The organism is Chitinophaga tropicalis (assembly GCF_009758205.1).
GTDB classification, from domain to species: Bacteria; Bacteroidota; Bacteroidia; order Chitinophagales; family Chitinophagaceae; genus Chitinophaga; species Chitinophaga tropicalis.
Window position 1 is genome coordinate 724,088 of record NZ_WRXN01000001.1, and the last position, 16,418, is coordinate 740,505.

15 protein-coding genes are annotated in these 16,418 nt (G+C 46.4%); 7 read left to right on the forward strand and 8 right to left on the reverse strand.

Annotation, left to right across the window (positions count from 1 at the left end; genetic code table 11):
• Positions 1–13 precede the first annotated feature (13 nt).
• Complete coding sequence (locus GO493_RS03060) at positions 14–889, forward strand: hypothetical protein (RefSeq protein WP_157304632.1); 876 nt, start codon at positions 14–16, stop codon at positions 887–889.
• 51 nt (positions 890–940) lie between these two features.
• On the forward strand, positions 941–1,378 hold the full coding sequence (locus GO493_RS03065; protein WP_157304633.1) for an META domain-containing protein: 438 nt from the start codon (positions 941–943) through the stop codon (positions 1,376–1,378).
• Positions 1,379–1,550: 172 nt separating this feature from the next.
• Here the strand turns inward: GO493_RS03065 and GO493_RS03070 are convergent, their stop codons facing one another.
• On the reverse strand, positions 1,551–3,707 hold the full coding sequence (locus tag GO493_RS03070) for a S46 family peptidase (protein WP_157304634.1): 2,157 nt from the start codon (positions 3,705–3,707) through the stop codon (positions 1,551–1,553).
• Between the two features lie 143 nt (positions 3,708–3,850).
• Here GO493_RS03070 and GO493_RS03075 point away from each other — a divergent pair, with 143 nt between their 5' ends.
• The 5 genes from GO493_RS03075 to recA all read left to right on the forward strand — a co-directional run bounded on the left by GO493_RS03075 (position 3,851) and on the right by recA (position 8,489).
• A complete protein-coding gene (locus GO493_RS03075) occupies positions 3,851–4,282 on the forward strand; it encodes a hypothetical protein (protein ID WP_157304635.1) in 432 nt (143 codons plus the stop codon).
• A gap of 52 nt (positions 4,283–4,334) precedes the next feature.
• Positions 4,335–4,997: a ribonuclease HII gene (locus GO493_RS03080; RefSeq protein ID WP_157304636.1), complete on the forward strand. Its 663-nt coding sequence runs from the start codon at positions 4,335–4,337 to the stop codon at positions 4,995–4,997.
• A gap of 42 nt (positions 4,998–5,039) precedes the next feature.
• Positions 5,040–6,530: an RNA polymerase factor sigma-54 gene (gene rpoN, locus GO493_RS03085; protein WP_157304637.1), complete on the forward strand. Its 1,491-nt coding sequence runs from the start codon at positions 5,040–5,042 to the stop codon at positions 6,528–6,530.
• A gap of 11 nt (positions 6,531–6,541) precedes the next feature.
• Complete coding sequence (locus GO493_RS03090; RefSeq protein ID WP_157304638.1) at positions 6,542–7,234, forward strand: phosphatase PAP2 family protein; 693 nt, start codon at positions 6,542–6,544, stop codon at positions 7,232–7,234.
• A 241-nt stretch (positions 7,235–7,475) separates the two neighbouring features.
• Positions 7,476–8,489 carry a recombinase RecA gene (gene recA / locus GO493_RS03095; RefSeq protein WP_157304639.1) on the forward strand — a complete coding sequence of 338 codons (1,014 nt, stop codon included), beginning with the start codon at positions 7,476–7,478 and terminating at the stop codon, positions 8,487–8,489.
• Positions 8,490–8,586: 97 nt separating this feature from the next.
• Here the strand turns inward: recA and GO493_RS03100 are convergent, their stop codons facing one another.
• The 7 genes from GO493_RS03100 to rlmD all read right to left on the reverse strand — a co-directional run bounded on the left by GO493_RS03100 (position 8,587) and on the right by rlmD (position 16,368).
• Complete coding sequence (locus GO493_RS03100) at positions 8,587–9,207, reverse strand: DNA-3-methyladenine glycosylase family protein (protein ID WP_157304640.1); 621 nt, start codon at positions 9,205–9,207, stop codon at positions 8,587–8,589.
• Between the two features lie 248 nt (positions 9,208–9,455).
• Positions 9,456–10,445 carry a M28 family peptidase gene (locus GO493_RS03105; RefSeq protein ID WP_157304641.1) on the reverse strand — a complete coding sequence of 330 codons (990 nt, stop codon included), beginning with the start codon at positions 10,443–10,445 and terminating at the stop codon, positions 9,456–9,458.
• 85 nt (positions 10,446–10,530) lie between these two features.
• On the reverse strand, positions 10,531–12,036 hold the full coding sequence (gene cysS, locus GO493_RS03110; protein WP_157304642.1) for a cysteine--tRNA ligase: 1,506 nt from the start codon (positions 12,034–12,036) through the stop codon (positions 10,531–10,533).
• Between the two features lie 103 nt (positions 12,037–12,139).
• The gene (locus GO493_RS03115) at positions 12,140–13,255 is read right to left on the reverse strand and encodes an endonuclease/exonuclease/phosphatase family protein (protein WP_157304643.1); all 1,116 of its coding nucleotides are present in this window, start codon (positions 13,253–13,255) and stop codon (positions 12,140–12,142) included.
• Between the two features lie 115 nt (positions 13,256–13,370).
• Positions 13,371–14,117, reverse strand: a complete 747-nt coding sequence (locus tag GO493_RS03120) for a rhomboid family intramembrane serine protease (RefSeq protein ID WP_157304644.1) — start codon at positions 14,115–14,117, stop codon at positions 13,371–13,373.
• Positions 14,118–14,135: 18 nt separating this feature from the next.
• On the reverse strand, positions 14,136–14,939 hold the full coding sequence (locus GO493_RS03125) for a rhomboid family intramembrane serine protease (RefSeq protein WP_157304645.1): 804 nt from the start codon (positions 14,937–14,939) through the stop codon (positions 14,136–14,138).
• A 22-nt stretch (positions 14,940–14,961) separates the two neighbouring features.
• Positions 14,962–16,368, reverse strand: coding sequence for a 23S rRNA (uracil(1939)-C(5))-methyltransferase RlmD (gene rlmD, locus GO493_RS03130; RefSeq protein ID WP_317165399.1), 1,407 nt, complete (start codon positions 16,366–16,368; stop codon positions 14,962–14,964).
• Positions 16,369–16,418: the final 50 nt, after the last annotated feature.

Sequence of the window (16,418 nt, forward strand, 5' to 3'; positions counted from 1 at the left end):
CAAAAACTGCGTCATGAAAAACCCCATCCTGTTAATAGGTAACGATATCAATAACATCTCCAAAGGACAAAGCTGGAAAGACCTGCTTAATGATATCGTGAATTTCTGCCTGCCGGACGGTTGTATACAGCTGGACGACCGTAAACCTTTTCCTCTTCTCTATGAAGAGGTTTTCCTGACAGCCATCCGGCAAACCAGGATCAGTGAAACAGAGCTCAAAACCTTTATTGCCCGTAAGGTGCAGGTTATTGCACAGAACGAGGTACACGAAGCTATCCGGGATATAGCGCCTGCACATATCCTGACCACCAACTATGAATTCTCCCTGGAAGGAGTGAGCCCCTCACAGCATGATAGCCTGATCAATGAAAGAGTGTTCAGCATTTTCAGAAGGTATAAAGTAGGTCCTACCTTTTATTGGCATATTCATGGAGATTGCCTCAACCCCCTGAGCATTAACCTGGGCTTTGAGCATTACGGCGGACAATTACAGCAAATGAGGAACTATGTTGTTTCGGGTACGACATATACCAGTCGCCAGGCCCCTAAACAATCACTGGTGCAGCGTGTTAAGAATGGTGAGACGCTCAGGGATGATTCCTGGCTGGATTTTTTCTTTACCCGGGATATCCACATCTTCGGCCTCTCACTGGATTTTGTGGAGACAGATCTCTGGTGGCTGCTTACCTACAGGGCCAGGCAGAAGTTCCAGAGAAATACTATTCCTGTAAAGAATGCGCTGTATTATTATATCCCCGCAGAGTTTGTTCAGTCGGCCAGGTTCAAGATCGATATGCTGACAGCCAACGATGTGAAAGTGATAGATATTGCAGCGCCTGATAAGCAATCTTACTACCAGGCGGTATTGAAAAGGATCCGAAGCTTATAGTGGTAATGTGTAGTGGATTGATTTTTGATGCTCACCATTAAACCTTATATTATGTTTTCGAGACTTGTCGTTATTTTTCTTGTCCTGCTGGCAAACACCTGTTCACGTAATAAAGCTACACAGCAACAGATAACCAGTATTCAGCAAAAAAGATGGAGCCTTACGGAAATGGAAGGGCAGAAGCTGACTAATTCTCCTGTATGGCTGGAATTTGACGCAACTGCACGCCGATTTAATGGTAATGGCGGCTGCAATAAAGTAGCGGGTGAGTATGAACTGACAGGGAATGAGATCACTTTTAAAAAGGTGATCAGTACACGGATGGCTTGTATAGATGCGGCGTCTAATGAAAGAGAAAGCGCATTGCTGCGTATGCTGAATGACCGTACATATACAGTGAGAATGGAAGAACAACAGTTACAGTTCCGGGATAGTGGCCGTGTAGCGCTGCAGTTTACCGGTAAAACCAAAGTAAAAAACACTAAATAGCTATACGCTTCTTTCCAAAAGAAGCCGGCCGCAGGAAAAGACATCAAAAAGGTCTTCACTGCCATTAACTATTTCCTTCTTTCAAAGAAAGGCCGGCCGCAGGCCCCTGTCACGAAAAAAGCGCTTTTGCCGAAGGCAAAAGCGCTTTTTTCGTGCAATTTAATCCTCAGTATTATTTCACTAACTTCAGCTCACTGATAATATTACCAGCCCCTCCCAACTTATCTATACACCAAAGCACATACCTCACATCCACACAGATAGTACGGTTATATACAGGATCAAACTGGATCTTGTGACTAAGCGCTTCATAATTACCATCAAAAGCAAGACCTATCAGCTCCCCGTTAGCATTCAGCACAGGAGAACCGGAATTACCACCGGTAATATCATTGGTAGTAATAAAGCAGGTAACAATATCATTTTTCCTCAGATCTTTATACTGACCAAAATCTTTCTTGTTATACAGTGAAACATAGTTAGCCGGCAGGTCAAACTCATAATCTCCCGGTTTATATTTTTCCATTACCCCTTTCATCGTACATACATAATCGTAAGACACCGCATCTCTCGGCGCATAAGATTTCACCTGTCCGTAGCTGAGACGCATAGAGAAGTTGGCATCAGGATACCAGTTCTTGTTCGGTTCTTTTGCCAGCAAGCCTTTCAGGTAAGCGCGGCCCAGGTCATTGTTCCTGGTCACGAACTGGTTATAGAGCGGCTGATATTTACTGGAAAAATTCTTGATGAAAGCGCTGGAATAAGCAAACGCAGGATCTGTTTGCAGGGTCACGGCATCAGGATTAGCTATGAAAGCTTTCCAGCGGGTGTCGTTCAGGATCATGGTGCCTGAAAGAATAGCGGCAGACCATAAACGGTAGGTATTATCGTCATCCAGGCTGCCGAATTTAGCTTTGATAGCATCGTAGAAACCAATAGGATGCTGTGATGCCGGAACATCTGTATAGAACATATGGCAGGTAGCTGCCAGTATCTTCTGATCGCTTGCTTTATCTTCTTCTTCCAGGAAGGCGGTACGGGCTTTATCTGCAGCCTGTATGCTCTGTTTAATGGCGTCTGAAGAGGTGCCGGGCTGCACCAGCGCTTTCTCTACAGCCTGCAGGCTGGCAGCAAAAGCGGCAAGCGGAGATCCCATAATACCTTCATTGATGTAAATACGGTGTTTGGCATATGGGGTCCAGGCCTGGTAAGATTTGGCATATTCTTCGAAGATGTGCTCGTACTCAGGTTTTCCCTGCGCCCATTTCACAAAAGCAGCTTCCTGCTGTTGTTTTTCACCCAGTACATTGTACTTTACCAATTGTTTGGTTTCTCCGTCAAAGAATTTCCAGTAGTTGGCTATGCCTGCATAGGAAGAAGCCAGCTTCAGTTTGATGGCGGGGTCCTTCTTCATCTGCTCGAACATGTATTTCAGTCGCACAGAACGCAGACCTACGATAGAGGGATTTTCAACCTCTGTTTTAAGTTTCACGCCTTCGGAGCTCTCATAACGGTTAGTACCGCCGGGATACCCGAATATCATGGCGTAATCATTTTCTTTGATACCTTTTATAGAAACCGGCAGGAAGTGTTTAGGCTTCAGCGGTACATTCTCTGCAGCATATTCAGCAGGCTTGCCATCTTTGCCGGCGTATACGCGGAATATGGAGAAATCGCCTGTGTGACGGGGCCATTCCCAGTTATCCGTATCTCCCCCGAACTTACCGATACTTTCCGGCGGAGCACCCACCAGGCGGATGTCTTTGTAACGCTCGTACACAAACATGAGGTACTGGTTACCTTTGAACATGGGCAGTATCTTAGCTTCATAGTTAGTACCGGCAATGGTCTCGCTGATTATATCGGCCACAGTTTTCTGCTGTTTCTGCATCCTGTCAACGCCACTGAGGTCCTGCAGGGCGGAATCCATTTTTTTGGTAACGTCTTCCACTCTTACCAGGAACTGAACAGACAAACCTTTGGCCGGAATTTCCTGTTGCCTGTCAAGCGCATAAAAGCCGTTCTTAAGGTAATTATGTTCAACGGAGCTGGCCGTGGCAATGGCATCGTAGCCACAGTGATGGTTGGTGAAGATAAGCCCCTGGTTGCTCACTATTTCACCCGTACAGCCGCCGCCAAAGATGATGATGGCGTCTTTCAGAGAGGCTTTGTTAATGCTGTATAGCTGGTCTTTGGTTAGTTTCAGGCCTTTTTTGACCATGTCATTGTATACTTGCTGTCCCAGTAAATAGGGCAGCCACATCCCCTCATCTGCTTTAGCAAATTTCACAGCCAGCAGGAGAAAAAGGAGGAGTACATTTTTCTTCATAATTGTATCATCGTTTTTGGAAAAAAGAGGCCCAAACCTAGGATTTTTTTTAATAAGCGCCATAAGCACTGTGGTAAACGGTATGAAGGAGAGCGAAGTAAATCTGGAATGGCATTTGTAAAGGGAGGTATAAAAGCCTACTTATGACCAAAATGTTGTATCTGTTTGTAGCTGTAGCCTTTATGGCCTGTCAGGAAAGATCCAGCCAGCAGGAGAAGAAAGAAGAACTGAAAGAGGGTGTAGAGAAAATTAGACAGGATGTTAAAGAAACGGCCGCCGATGCTGAAGATTACCTCCAGGCGCAACGTGATGAGCTCCGGGAAGACCTGGAACAACGGAAAAAGGAAATAGACCTTAAAATGGAGGAACTGAAAAAAGATGGTTCCGAAAAAAGTAAAAAAGCAAGGACGCGACTTGGAAAACTGAGAACGGAAATAGATGCTAAACTGACAGACCTGAAAAACAGCAGTGCGGCAACCTGGGATAGCACCCGGAAGGAGGTAGATACCTTGCTGAAAAAATCTGACAGGGAGTGGACGGAATTCAAGGAAGATTTTAAAGAATTATTCCGCTAAGGATTAAGCATTGAAATCCCTAACTTTACCCCGCAATAATCGTACTAGAAACTTGTTACTCTCTTATCACCAGGAAGAATTTGCCATAGAGGCCGGCTGTGACGAAGCCGGACGGGGATGCCTTGCAGGGCCGGTATTTGCCGCAGCGGTGATCCTGCCCCGGAAATTCCGGCATAAGCTGCTGAACGATTCCAAGCAGCTAAAGGCCTCAGACAGAGAGTCTCTCCGGGGGGTAATAGAGAAAAAGGCCCTGGCTTATGCCGTGGCCAGTGTGGATAACCTGGAAATAGACAGGATCAACATACTCAAGGCCTCTTTCAAAGCCATGCATCTGGCATTGGAAGCGCTGCACATGCAGCCGGAATATATCCTGGTGGACGGTAACCGCTTTGTTCCCTATGGAACTACTCCCCATGCCTGTATCATTAAAGGGGACGGTATATATGCTTCCATTGCGGCCGCTTCTATCCTGGCCAAAACTTACAGGGATGAGTATATGTTAAAATTACATGAAGAATATCCTCATTTCGGTTGGAATGATAACAAAGGATATCCTACATTACAACACAGGGACGCCATCCGGCAACACGGAGATACGCCCTACCACAGGAAATCTTTCAGGTTATTGCCGGATCAGATGGAACTGGACTTTGACAATCCTGTAAAAGATTACACGGTGGTCAGAGTGGTTTCGCCGGATGACGGGATCAGTTAAAAACTATTGTTTACTATTTTTGCCATTGGATAGGACCAGATTATGTTAAAACAGACGCAACAGCAGAAACTATTACAGAAATTGTCTCCCCAGCAGATTCAGTTAATGAAACTGCTGCAGGTCCCCACGGCTGTGCTTGAGGAAAGGATCAAGGAAGAGCTGGAAGAAAATCCTGCCCTGGAATATGGCGAAGAAGCACATGAAGATGAGTTTAAGGACCCCCAGGATGAATATGCCGGTGAAGAAGAGGGAGAAGATGAATTTGAACCGGATGGCAGTGAAAATGAATACGATAATATAGATATTTCAGAATATGTAAGCGAAGGGGATGACGACATAGCAGACTATCGTCTGAGAGATGATAACTATCCTGACCAGGATGAGAACAAAACCATTCCGGTAAGAGTAGAGACCTCCTTTCACGAACACCTGCTTGAGCAGCTGGGTATGCTGGAGCTGGACGAAAGAAAGAACAGCATCGCAGAACAGATCATAGGAAGTATTGACGACGACGGATACCTGCGCAGGGAAGTAAGCGCTATCGTGGACGATCTTTCCTTCTCCCAGAATGTCTCTACAGATGAAGAGGAGATCAGGGACCTGATAAAGAAGATCCAGGATTTTGACCCTCCCGGCATCTGCGCCACAGACCTCAAGGAATGCCTGCTCCTGCAGCTGAAACGTAAATCGCAGGACGATCCGGGCGTATCCGGCGCCTATCAGATCCTGGAAAACTACTTTGACGAATTTACCAAGAAGCACTACGAGAAGATCCAGAAGGGACTGAATATGAGTGATGAAGAGCTGAAAGAGGCCATCGGGCAGATCATCAGGCTCACTCCAAAGCCAGGCGGCAACTACGCTACCCTCAATAAAGCGGAAAGTTATGTGGTGCCTGATTTCTTCATCCTGAACAACAACGGTAAGCTGGAGCTGACCCTCAACTCAAAAAACGCCCCGGACCTTCGTATTTCCGAAGGCTACAGGGACATGCTGAGGGAATATGACCGTGGCGATAAAAAAGATAAGCGGCAGAAAGAAGCTGTATTGTTCATCAAACAAAAGATTGACGCAGCCAAATGGTTTATTGACGCCATCAAGCAGCGCCAGCATACACTGTTATCCACAATGGAATCCATCATGGCATACCAGCGGGAGTTCTTCCTTACCGGGGATGAAACCACCATGCGCCCCATGATCCTGAAAGATATTGCCGATATCACCCAGCTGGATATTTCTACCGTGAGCCGCGTGGCCAACAGTAAATATGTACAGACGGAGTTCGGTACCTTTAAGCTGAAATTCTTCTTCAGCGAATCATTATCTACAGACAGCGGGGAGGAAGTATCTACCCGTGAAGTGAAGAAGATCCTGTCAGACCTGATAGAAGGAGAGAATAAACGCAAGCCGCTGAGCGATGAGAACCTTACCAAAATGCTGCAGGACAAGGGCTATAATATTGCCCGCCGTACCGTGGCAAAATACAGGGAGCAGCTGAACATCCCTGTGGCAAGGCTGAGGAAAGAGCTTTAACTGAGAATTTAATGGAACAAGTAACTATACCAGCAACAAACAATACCCGGCAGGAACAACCGGAGTTTTCACCTGTACTACGTTTTGTGTCAGAGGTAATTGCCTACCTCTCACACCCGCTGTTCATCCCGCTGATCGTTACCATAGTAATGGTCAATGCACTGCCGGAATATTTCGTAGTGTTCAAGCATGACAGTGTTCGCCTGGTGTATGACAAACTGGTTCTGCGCGTAATTTCCATCACTATCTTTTTCCCCTTGCTCACTGTCATGATAGCCAGGGCCCTGAACTTTGTGGAATCTCTGAAAATGGAGAGCAAAAAGGACAGGATCATTCCTTATGTAGCCAATACTATCTATTTCTTCTGGGCATATTACGCATTCAAACGGGAAGGTATTGCGCCCCCGTTCTTCAATGCTTTCTTCCTCGGCGTCTTTATTGCCGTTATCATGTCTATGGTGGCTAACACCTATTTTAAGATCAGCATGCATACCGTGGGCTGGGGAGGCGTTTTAGGCTTCCTGCTCATGCTCATGACAGGTATGCATATGAATATCAGCCAGCCGCTGATAGCCGCTTTCCTGGTGTCGGGAATAGTGGCCACGTCCCGCCTGATCCTGTCTGCACATACGCCCGGCGAGATATACGCAGGCTTTATTGTAGGCATTCTTTCGCAACTAATCGCATATGGAATTGTAGGCTGAGCCACCTGAAAAAAATCTTTTTTCACTACGCATATCCAGTGCGTAAGGCATGCTCATCTTTGTAGTGTTATTTGAACATTGACATATGCGTCTGTTGTGAGTTAACCCCCTTAAATTTTTCAGAACAGCATCTTGCTACAGGATTTAGTAAATCTTTGTCAGAATGCTAATTTTTTTAGGAAAATCGAAAATTAGATCATAATTTAGCACACCATTAAATTTGTAAAAAAAACTTACTAATATGTCTTCTACAGCTAATACAGATAAACTGAAGGCCCTGCGCCTCACGATGGACAAGATCGAAAAAGACTTTGGTAAAGGGTCTGTGATGATGATGGGTGAAAAAGGCACCGATCCTATGGAGGTGATCTCCACAGGTTCCCTGGGCCTGGATATTGCCCTGGGCATCGGAGGTTTTCCTAAAGGCAGGATCATTGAGATATATGGACCTGAATCTTCCGGTAAAACCACGGTAGCTATCCATACTATTGCTGAAGCACAGAAGAAAGGCGGTATCTGCGCCATCATAGATGCGGAACACGCGTTTGACAGCTCCTACGCCCAGCGCCTGGGTGTGGATGTAGACTCCCTGCTGATCTCCCAGCCGGACCATGGTGAGCAGGCGCTTGAAATTGCCGACCGCCTGATCCTTTCCGGTGCAGTAGACGTTGTTGTAATTGACTCCGTAGCTGCCCTGGTACCTAAAGGTGAACTGGAAGGTGAAATGGGTGAAAGCAAAATGGGGCTGCAGGCCAGGTTAATGTCCCAGGCTCTGCGTAAACTGACCGCCACTATTTCCAAAACAAATTGCTGCTGCATATTTATTAACCAGCTGCGTGAAAAGATAGGAGTGATGTTTGGTAACCCGGAAACTACAACCGGTGGTAACGCACTCAAATTCTACGCTTCCGTGCGCCTGGATATCCGTCGTATGACCCAGATCAAAGACGGTGACGAAGCTGTGGGTAACCGCGTAAAAGTAAAAGTTGTAAAAAACAAAGTTGCACCTCCCTTCCGCCAGGCTGAGTTCGATATCATCTTCGGAAATGGTATTTCCAAAGTAGGTGAAATTATCGATATGGGTGTTGAATATGGCATCGTCCAGAAAAGCGGCAGCTGGTTCAGTTATGAATCAAACAAGCTGGGCCAGGGCCGCGATGCCGTAAAACAGCTGCTGCTGGATAATCCTGAAGTTGCAGCTGAAATTGAAGGCAAGATCAAAGCCAAACTGGCTGAAGCGCAGGCTCAAGCCTAAAAAAAGAGTTGTTTTAGTTTAGATATAAGCATTGGGTTAGTTAGTATTAACGTATATCCCCGCCTTTTCCTGGGCGGGGATTTTCTTTTAAGAATACTCAGGTAGTCGGCTTCATATCCTTCCACGCCCATAGGTACCTGCACGCATAGGTCCTGTATGGCGCCCATTTACCGGAAATCTTCAACAGCTTTTCCTTCAGCAACTTTTTATCCTCTGTTTTTATTTTGTATAACCTGATCATAGCCTGCTGCAATCCCAGATCATCTATAGCAAAAACATCCTCCCTGTTCAGGTAGAACATCAGCAACATCTCTACCGTCCACCTTCCAACTCCCTTTATCTGCGTCAGGTATTTAATGACCTCCTCATTCTCCATCTGCTGCAGCTTCTTATCCGTTAGCGACTCATCTACCGCAAAACGCGCCACATTGTGTACATAGCTCACTTTGGCATTGGAAAGCCCTATGCCCCTCAATGTAGGCGCCGGTGTATCCAGTATCTCCTGCGGAGTAGGTTCCTTCCCATCATAAAGTGCCAGGAAACGGGCATAAATAACAGCAGCTACTTTCACACTCAGTTGCTGGCTCATAATAGAGCCTATCAGTTTCAGCGGGATATTTTTCTGTACTGACAGGACCGGCAATGCCGTAGTCATAATAGCCTGTAATTTCTTGTCTTTGCCCAGGTGCAGTAAATGGTTGTCGGGGGATTGTCTCATAAGCAGCTAATGTTTCCTTCCTATAGCAATTTATTGAATTTTGCTTCTATTCGTATAAAAAACATAGCTGAGTCAAAGCTGGCCGGCCGCAGGCCCCCGCAAAAAAAAAGAGCCTGTATCAAAAGTGCGATACAGGCTCTTTTTATTCAGGTACCTGATGGAGTCGGGTAGTCATTTAAGCGATTCTCAGCGCTTATTTTTACTTTTGAGTTTTCCTCTTTTTTTTTGCGCAGTTCTTCCCGCACCAATCAATACTCAAACGGCTGCGTATAGATCACCTCCAGAATTGTCTGTCCTACCGCCTGCAAAGTACTTTTATCAATCGCGCTCATATTATCATTACTGGTATGCCAGTGAGGCACAAAATTACCATTCTGCTGCAATGCGATGATATCGAACGTAGGTATAGCAGCCATTGTATTCACATATACATGATCGTCCGTAATACCTGCACCAATATTATCATAGCGGAAACGGTCAGAATAACCGATACGGTTAGCAACATCCCAGAACATCTTCATAGGTCCGTAAGCATACTGCTGCGAACCTGCTTCCATAAAGAACTGTGAGCCACGTCCGCCAACCATATCCAGCAATATACCATAGTTAGCTTTGTATCCTTTTACATGCGGATTTTTTGCCCAGTACTGTGTACCCAGGCAGAAGCTGTTCTCTTCTTCACTCACCCCGGAATCTTCCACATCTGTCAGCAATATATCGATCCCCACATTGGTTTTCTGTGCATGTAACTGACGCGCTGTTTCCAGCAACACCCCAACACCACTGGCGCCATCATCCGCACCATCCAGTTTCTTCGTCTTGTCAAACGCGTCCTGGTCGGCCTGCGGACGGGTATCCCAGTGTGATAAGAGTAGAATACGTTGTGTAGCTGCAGGATTAAATGACGCGATGATATTGATACAGGGCAGGGCTTTCTTACCAGGCCCGGTCACGGTAGTACGTTGTACGTAAACGGTGTCTGCCAGAAGCTTCAGCTGTCCTATCAGCCAGTCTGCACATTTTGTCTGCGCAGGAGTGTTAGGTATACGCGGACCAAAACTCACCTGTTTTGCCGTATACACATAAGCGCTGTCTGCATTGAATGAAGGAGCTTTTACTGCCGGTGCGGCAGCTTGCTGTGCCTGTCCGTTGTTATCCTGCTGGTTGGTATTTGAAGATTGGTTACAGGCGGCAGCAAATAATGCAATGCCTGCAACAATGCCCACAATCTTGTGCATATGAACAAATGTCTGTTTAATGATAATGTCTCAGTTCTTTATTGTTTCAGTTAGTACGCCGCAGGCATACTAACTGGTTTAATCATTACTGTATGGTATATGTCATTGTTCCGTCCTTCTCATCTTTCAGCTGTATACCTACTGCTAAAAGCTGGTTACGGATCTTGTCTGAAGCTGCATAATCTTTCCTGCTCTTGGCTTCTTTACGCATTTCCATAAGCAGCTGGATCACACCATCCAGTTTGCTGTTGTCTGTTGTCAGCAATTGCGGTTGCAGGCCCAGTATTTCCAGCAGGAAAGTATCCCAGGTTTTCTGTAATAAGGCGAACGTTTCTTCGCTCAGCTCATGTATTTTAACCTGCCCGCCTTTCAGTGAATTGATAACCGGCGCCAGCTCAAAAAGATTAGCCAGTACTTTGGCGGTATTGAAGTCATCATTCATGAACTCATAGCACTCCCGGCACCATTGCTGTACCTGTTTATCCAGCTCTTCATTAACCGGCAGGCCATTGCCACTGTAACTGAGTTTCTGTAATACCTCGTAAGCCGCCCACAAGCGCTGCAATCCTTTTTCCGCTGCCTGAAGCGCCTCGTTAGAGAAATCCAGCGTGCTGCGGTAATGTGTTTGCAGTACAAAGAAGCGGATGGTCATAGGGCTGTATGCCTTTTCCAGTACAGCATTTTCACCGCTGAAAAGTTCTGTCAGTTTGATGGTGTTATTATATGCCTTACCCATTTTGCGGCCGTTAATGGTGATCATGTTATTATGCATCCAGTAACGGGCCATCAGTTCACCATGAGCTACTTCACTCTGTGCTATTTCACACTCATGATGCGGAAATTGCAGGTCCATACCACCACCATGAATATCGAACTGTTTACCCAGGTATTTGCCGCTCATGGCAGAGCACTCAATATGCCAGCCGGGAAAGCCTTCTCCCCAGGGACTGGGCCAGCGCATAAGATGCTCTGGCGGCGCTTTCTTCCAGAGGGCAAAATCTGCTTTATTATGTTTCTCATCCTGGCCTTCCAGCTCGCGGGTAGTTTCCAGCATGTCTTCCAGTACACGTCCGCTCAGGATGCCATAATCAGGAAAATCACGGTTATCCGCATACTTTTTAACGTCGAAATAAACGGAGCCATTCACTTCATAAGCATAGCCTTTGTCCATGATGTTCTTTATCATTTCGATCTGCTCTACGATATGACCGGTAGCAGTAGGTTCTATGCTGGGCTCAAGACAGTTGAACTGGCGGAAGGCCCAGTGAAACAGGTTGGTATATTTCTGTACCAGTTCCATAGGCTCCAGTTTTTCCAGGAGAGCGCCTTTGGCTATTTTATCTTCAGCCTCACGGCCTTCTTCCTCAAAGTGGCCGGCGTCGGTGACATTCCTTACATAGCGTACTTTATAACCCAGGTGCTGCAGATACCTGTATACAACATCAAAAGTAATATAGGGACGGGCATGGCCCAGATGTGATTCTCCGGATACTGTGGGTCCGCATACATACATACCAACATGTCCGGGATACAATGATGTGAATACTTCCTTTTGCCGGTGAAGCGAATTATATACTTTAAGCTCAGACATATCAGATAATTTCGGGTACTTCCTTCGTTTTTGTCAGGATTGCAAAGATAATCTTTGTTTCGTCAGTGACATTACCATTAAAAAAGCTTATAAACCGCGGAGATCATTTCTGTATACTCAGGTTCGCTATAACGGGATAATGGTCTGATAAACTGGAGTTTATTCTTCTGAAGGAGTTGATTTTAAATGTTTTATCAGTAAATATGTAATCAATACGCAGGGTAGGGGCCAGGCCGGCAAACGTACGTCCTATACCACTGCCTTTTCTCAGGAAGGCGTCCTGCAGGTTGCCGCGTATGGTAAAATAGGTATAGGAGGCCGGCGTATCGTTAAAATCGCCGCAAACAATTACCGGGTAAGGGCTTTTCCGGATGAATGCCGCTACAATATCTGCCTGCCGGCTCCGGCCAACATAGGCCTCCTTCATTTTCTGGACAATATTCATTGTGGCTACAAGACCGGTATCCTCCTGTTTCCTGATCTTTTCGATAGACTGGTAATCCTGCTGATCAAACCTGTAGGAGGCCAGGTGCATATTAATGATACGGATAGTGTCTTTGTCCCTCAGTATGTCTGCATAGATCAGGCTTTCGCTTCGCGGGCCGGTAGACATTTTTACTTTGTCTGCCTGTAAAATGGGATAACGGGAATAGATGATAGAGCCCCAGTGCTGCATACCGTTCCGGTTAAAATCACTGGAAAAATAGCGGTAAGGCAGTTTCATCTCCCGTGAAATATCTTCCCGGTTATTGAAATCATTCTTTTTTTCGGAAGTATAAAAATCCTGGAAACAAACAACGTCCATCTCCTGTTTTTTGATCAGGGCAAACATGGCTTCCCGGTTATATTTGCTGTCTTTCTCCCGGTATAGCCCAAACTGGGCTACGTTATAGCTCATCACATTCAGGCTGCCCGGCAGATCAGCATATTGTTTTTCCCTTGAGGGATAATTGAAGGCAATAAAGGCAGAGACAGACTTCCAGCCTATAACGATAGGTATCATTGGCAGCAGGCAGTACTTGTAGTCAAACAGCAGCCAGCAGATGAAGAACAGTACCAGCGCCAGTAGCAGTACGGGGAAGAAGAGCGTGATGAAGCTGATAGGCCACCATGTTTCCGGCGATACATAGGGAGCCAGGCATGCCACCAGGAACAGGAGCACAACAATGGTATTCACCGTCAGGAAGAAACCTTTTGTAAATAGCCTCAGAAATCTCAACGCCTTGTCTCTTTTGAGTTAAAGATAGGAGAAATGATGAACTTATTTACCTGTAATGAGGGATAGGCTGCGGCTGCAACGCATTAAGGTACAGGTCTGTTATATGTGCTGCGCGCTATTTTATGACCTTTACTTTCGGATGGAAAAGATGGGTGATCTTATAAAGCAGTTTATTGAAGCCCTGCCCCATATCATGTCCTTTCTGCCAGCGTTTCATATAGATATAACCTGCCAGTGCTCCGCCAATCAGGGCGGGCAGTGACGTGAGGTCCTGGCTGCCAAAAGAGAAGCTGGCAATATTTACGATGATAAATATTACCGTCACTATCCAGAAAGGAATAGGCAGATTGGAAAGCAGCCTGTATTGGGGCGCTACTACTGTAGCTCCTATAGCCAGGCCCATAATGCTGGCAGCTGCGCCGGTAGTGCTGGCAAAAGGCTGTATGTACTGGAAGGCAGGGATCAGCTGCATACAGGCCAGGTAAAATATCATCCCGGCAAGACCGCTGAAAAGATACAGCGGAAGTATACGCCGGTGGCCCGCCTGGTCCTGCAGTACATATCCAAAACAACAGAGCCATACCATATTACTGAAAATGGCCAGTGTACCCGTATGGGTGAACAGCGAGGTGATAATAACCCAGGGCTGATGTATAAGCCGGGTAAGATCTGCCGGCAGCAGCAGGTGCCGGAGTACATCGTCATGGAAACGGGCCGGCGGATTGCCTTCTATGCCATAAATGATCTCGGTAAAGAACAGCAGGATAAATACTGTAACGTTTACCAGGACCAGTTGTGTGACCATATTCCTCTCTTCTCCCAGGGACAGGGAAGAAGGTTGTTCTCTTTCCTCAGTGTGCATGTCACAGAATATTTTATGTTAGTAAAAATGTCTTCGGTTCTTTCTGTTCCAGACCTTCAGTAATATATAACTGAATAATACCCCACCCAGATGCGCAAAGTGAGCTACATTATCGCCGGCAGAGTTTTGTACGCCCAGCACCAGCTCCATGATAATGAGTATGCCGATCAGGTATTTTGCCTTGATAGGGAACAGGAAGTAAAGATAGATCAGGTTATTGGGGAACAGGTAGCCAAATGCGAACAGCAGTCCGTATACAGCGCCCGATGCACCCAGTATGGCATTGTCAATATTGAGCTGCAGGTATTTGGAAAGGAAGAACCTGGCATAGTTCAGTTCTCCCGGTGTGGTCGGGTAGCCCAGTTCATACTGATCAAGCGCCAGGTCATATCTCTTTTGCAGCACCGCAAAGTTGGTGGCGGAAGGATGCGCCAGGAATGCCTGTATATCATGTGTAAGACGGGTATTCTCATAAGTAAGCACACCCAGGTAGAACAGGGCGGCGCCTATACCACATACCATGTAGAATATAAGAAAGCGTTTGGGACCCCAGATATTTTCCAGGGTAGACCCGAACATCCAGAGGGTAAACATATTCATGAACAGATGCCCTACAGAACCGTGCATGAAAAGGTGCGTTATCAGCTGGTGAGGCTTAAACAGGCTGGACCCCCAGTAATGCAGTGCAAAAATTTCATTGATCTTTTCTCCGAAATCCGGACCTAATGCGTTTTGCGCAAGGAACACCAAACCATTGATGATCATCAGGTTTTTGATCACCAGGGGAAGTATTTCAAATCTGCCGGGCCTGAACTCGCTCATTATGATTCCTATTCTTTAATGATTAATTTCTTTTTTCCAGCAATACCACGTTTTCAATATGATGGGTATGCGGGAACATATCTACGGGTTGTATCTTTTTTACGCTGTACAGCGGGTCAAGCAGCGCCAGGTCCCTGGCTTGTGTGGCCGGATTACAACTTACATATACTATACGGGGAGCAGCAATCTCCAGTAATTTGTTGACCAGTTTTTCGTGCATTCCGGCCCTGGGAGGGTCGGTGATCACTACGTCCGGTTGTCCGTGCTGCGCAAAGAAAGCGTCATCACAAATATCTACAACATCACCTGCAAAAAACTCAGCATTGTTCACCCCGTTGCGGGCTGCATTTTCCTTTGCATCGTCTATTGCTTCCTTAATCTGTTCCACTCCAACTACCTTGCCTGCTTTCCGGGATACAAAAATACCAATACTGCCTGTTCCACAATACAGGTCATACACAATTTCTGTTCCTGTAAGCCCTGCAAATTCTCTTGTTACCTGGTACAGGGCTTCTCCCTGGTAGGTATTGGTCTGGAAAAAGGACTTGGGCCCTATCTTGAAAACAAAATCTTCCAGCTTCTCCTCTACATATCCTTTTCCGGAATATACTTTAGGTTCCAGGTCAAAGATAGTATCGTTCAGCTTGGGATTGATGGTATACAGCACAGTGGTAATACCTGGTACGGTTGCCATCAGATGGTCCAGCAGCGCTTCCCTGTCCTCTTTATTCTCATGATGGATCACCAGGTTCACCATCACTTCCCCGGTAGTGCAGATCCTGATCACCAGGTTGCGCAGCCATCCTTCTTTGGCTCGGATATCATAAAAAGAGAGATCGTTTGCCAGGGCGTATTCGCGGATAGTGTTCCGGATAGCGTTTACCGGCTCTGCCTGCAGATAGCAGGTATTGATGTCCAGCACCTTGTCAAACAGTTTGGGTACATGGAAACCCAGTGCGTTCTTCCGGGGGATAGAGCCGTCTTCGTTCAGCTCTTCTGCCGGCAGGTATGCTTTATTACTGAAAGTGAACTCAAGTTTATTGCGGTAGTGGGTGGTATGCTTTGAACCCAGGATAGGCTGCATAGGAGGCAGCTCCAGTTTGCCGATACGCTGAAGATTGTCTGCTACCTGCTGCTGCTTGTATTCCAGCTGCTGGGAGTAGGGAAGCATCTGCCATTTGCAGCCGCCGCAATTGCCAAAATGCTCACAGAAAGGTTCTACCCGGTTGGCCGCATAGGAATGTATACGGATGGCCCTGCCTTCAGCCCAGTCTTTTTTGTTCTTACCAAGACGGACATCCACCACATCGCCGGGTACCACACCTCCTTCTATAAAGATCACTTTGCCATCTATACGGGCCAGTGCCTTACCCTCTGCCGCATATGCGCTAACGGGTACATTTTCAAGAATAACATTTTTTTTCCTCACGGGTGCAAAGGTAGGGCGATTTTTGCGTTTTCCCTTTTCGTTGTTACATT

Bases quoted from the DNA above. Each gene is read 5' to 3' on its own strand.
- GO493_RS03060 (WP_157304632.1), top strand. From the start codon at position 14: ATGAAAAACCCCATCCTGTTAATAGGTAACGATATCAATAACATCTCC.
- GO493_RS03065 (WP_157304633.1), top strand. From the start codon at position 941: ATGTTTTCGAGACTTGTCGTTATTTTTCTTGTCCTGCTGGCAAACACC.
- GO493_RS03070 (WP_157304634.1), bottom strand. From the start codon at position 3,707: ATGAAGAAAAATGTACTCCTCCTTTTTCTCCTGCTGGCTGTGAAATTT.
- GO493_RS03075 (WP_157304635.1), top strand. From the start codon at position 3,851: ATGACCAAAATGTTGTATCTGTTTGTAGCTGTAGCCTTTATGGCCTGT.
- rpoN (WP_157304637.1), top strand. From the start codon at position 5,040: ATGTTAAAACAGACGCAACAGCAGAAACTATTACAGAAATTGTCTCCC.
- GO493_RS03090 (WP_157304638.1), top strand. From the start codon at position 6,542: ATGGAACAAGTAACTATACCAGCAACAAACAATACCCGGCAGGAACAA.
- recA (WP_157304639.1), top strand. From the start codon at position 7,476: ATGTCTTCTACAGCTAATACAGATAAACTGAAGGCCCTGCGCCTCACG.
- GO493_RS03100 (WP_157304640.1), bottom strand. From the start codon at position 9,207: ATGAGACAATCCCCCGACAACCATTTACTGCACCTGGGCAAAGACAAG.
- GO493_RS03105 (WP_157304641.1), bottom strand. From the start codon at position 10,445: ATGCACAAGATTGTGGGCATTGTTGCAGGCATTGCATTATTTGCTGCC.
- cysS (WP_157304642.1), bottom strand. From the start codon at position 12,036: ATGTCTGAGCTTAAAGTATATAATTCGCTTCACCGGCAAAAGGAAGTA.
- GO493_RS03120 (WP_157304644.1), bottom strand. From the start codon at position 14,117: ATGCACACTGAGGAAAGAGAACAACCTTCTTCCCTGTCCCTGGGAGAA.
- GO493_RS03125 (WP_157304645.1), bottom strand. From the start codon at position 14,939: ATGAGCGAGTTCAGGCCCGGCAGATTTGAAATACTTCCCCTGGTGATC.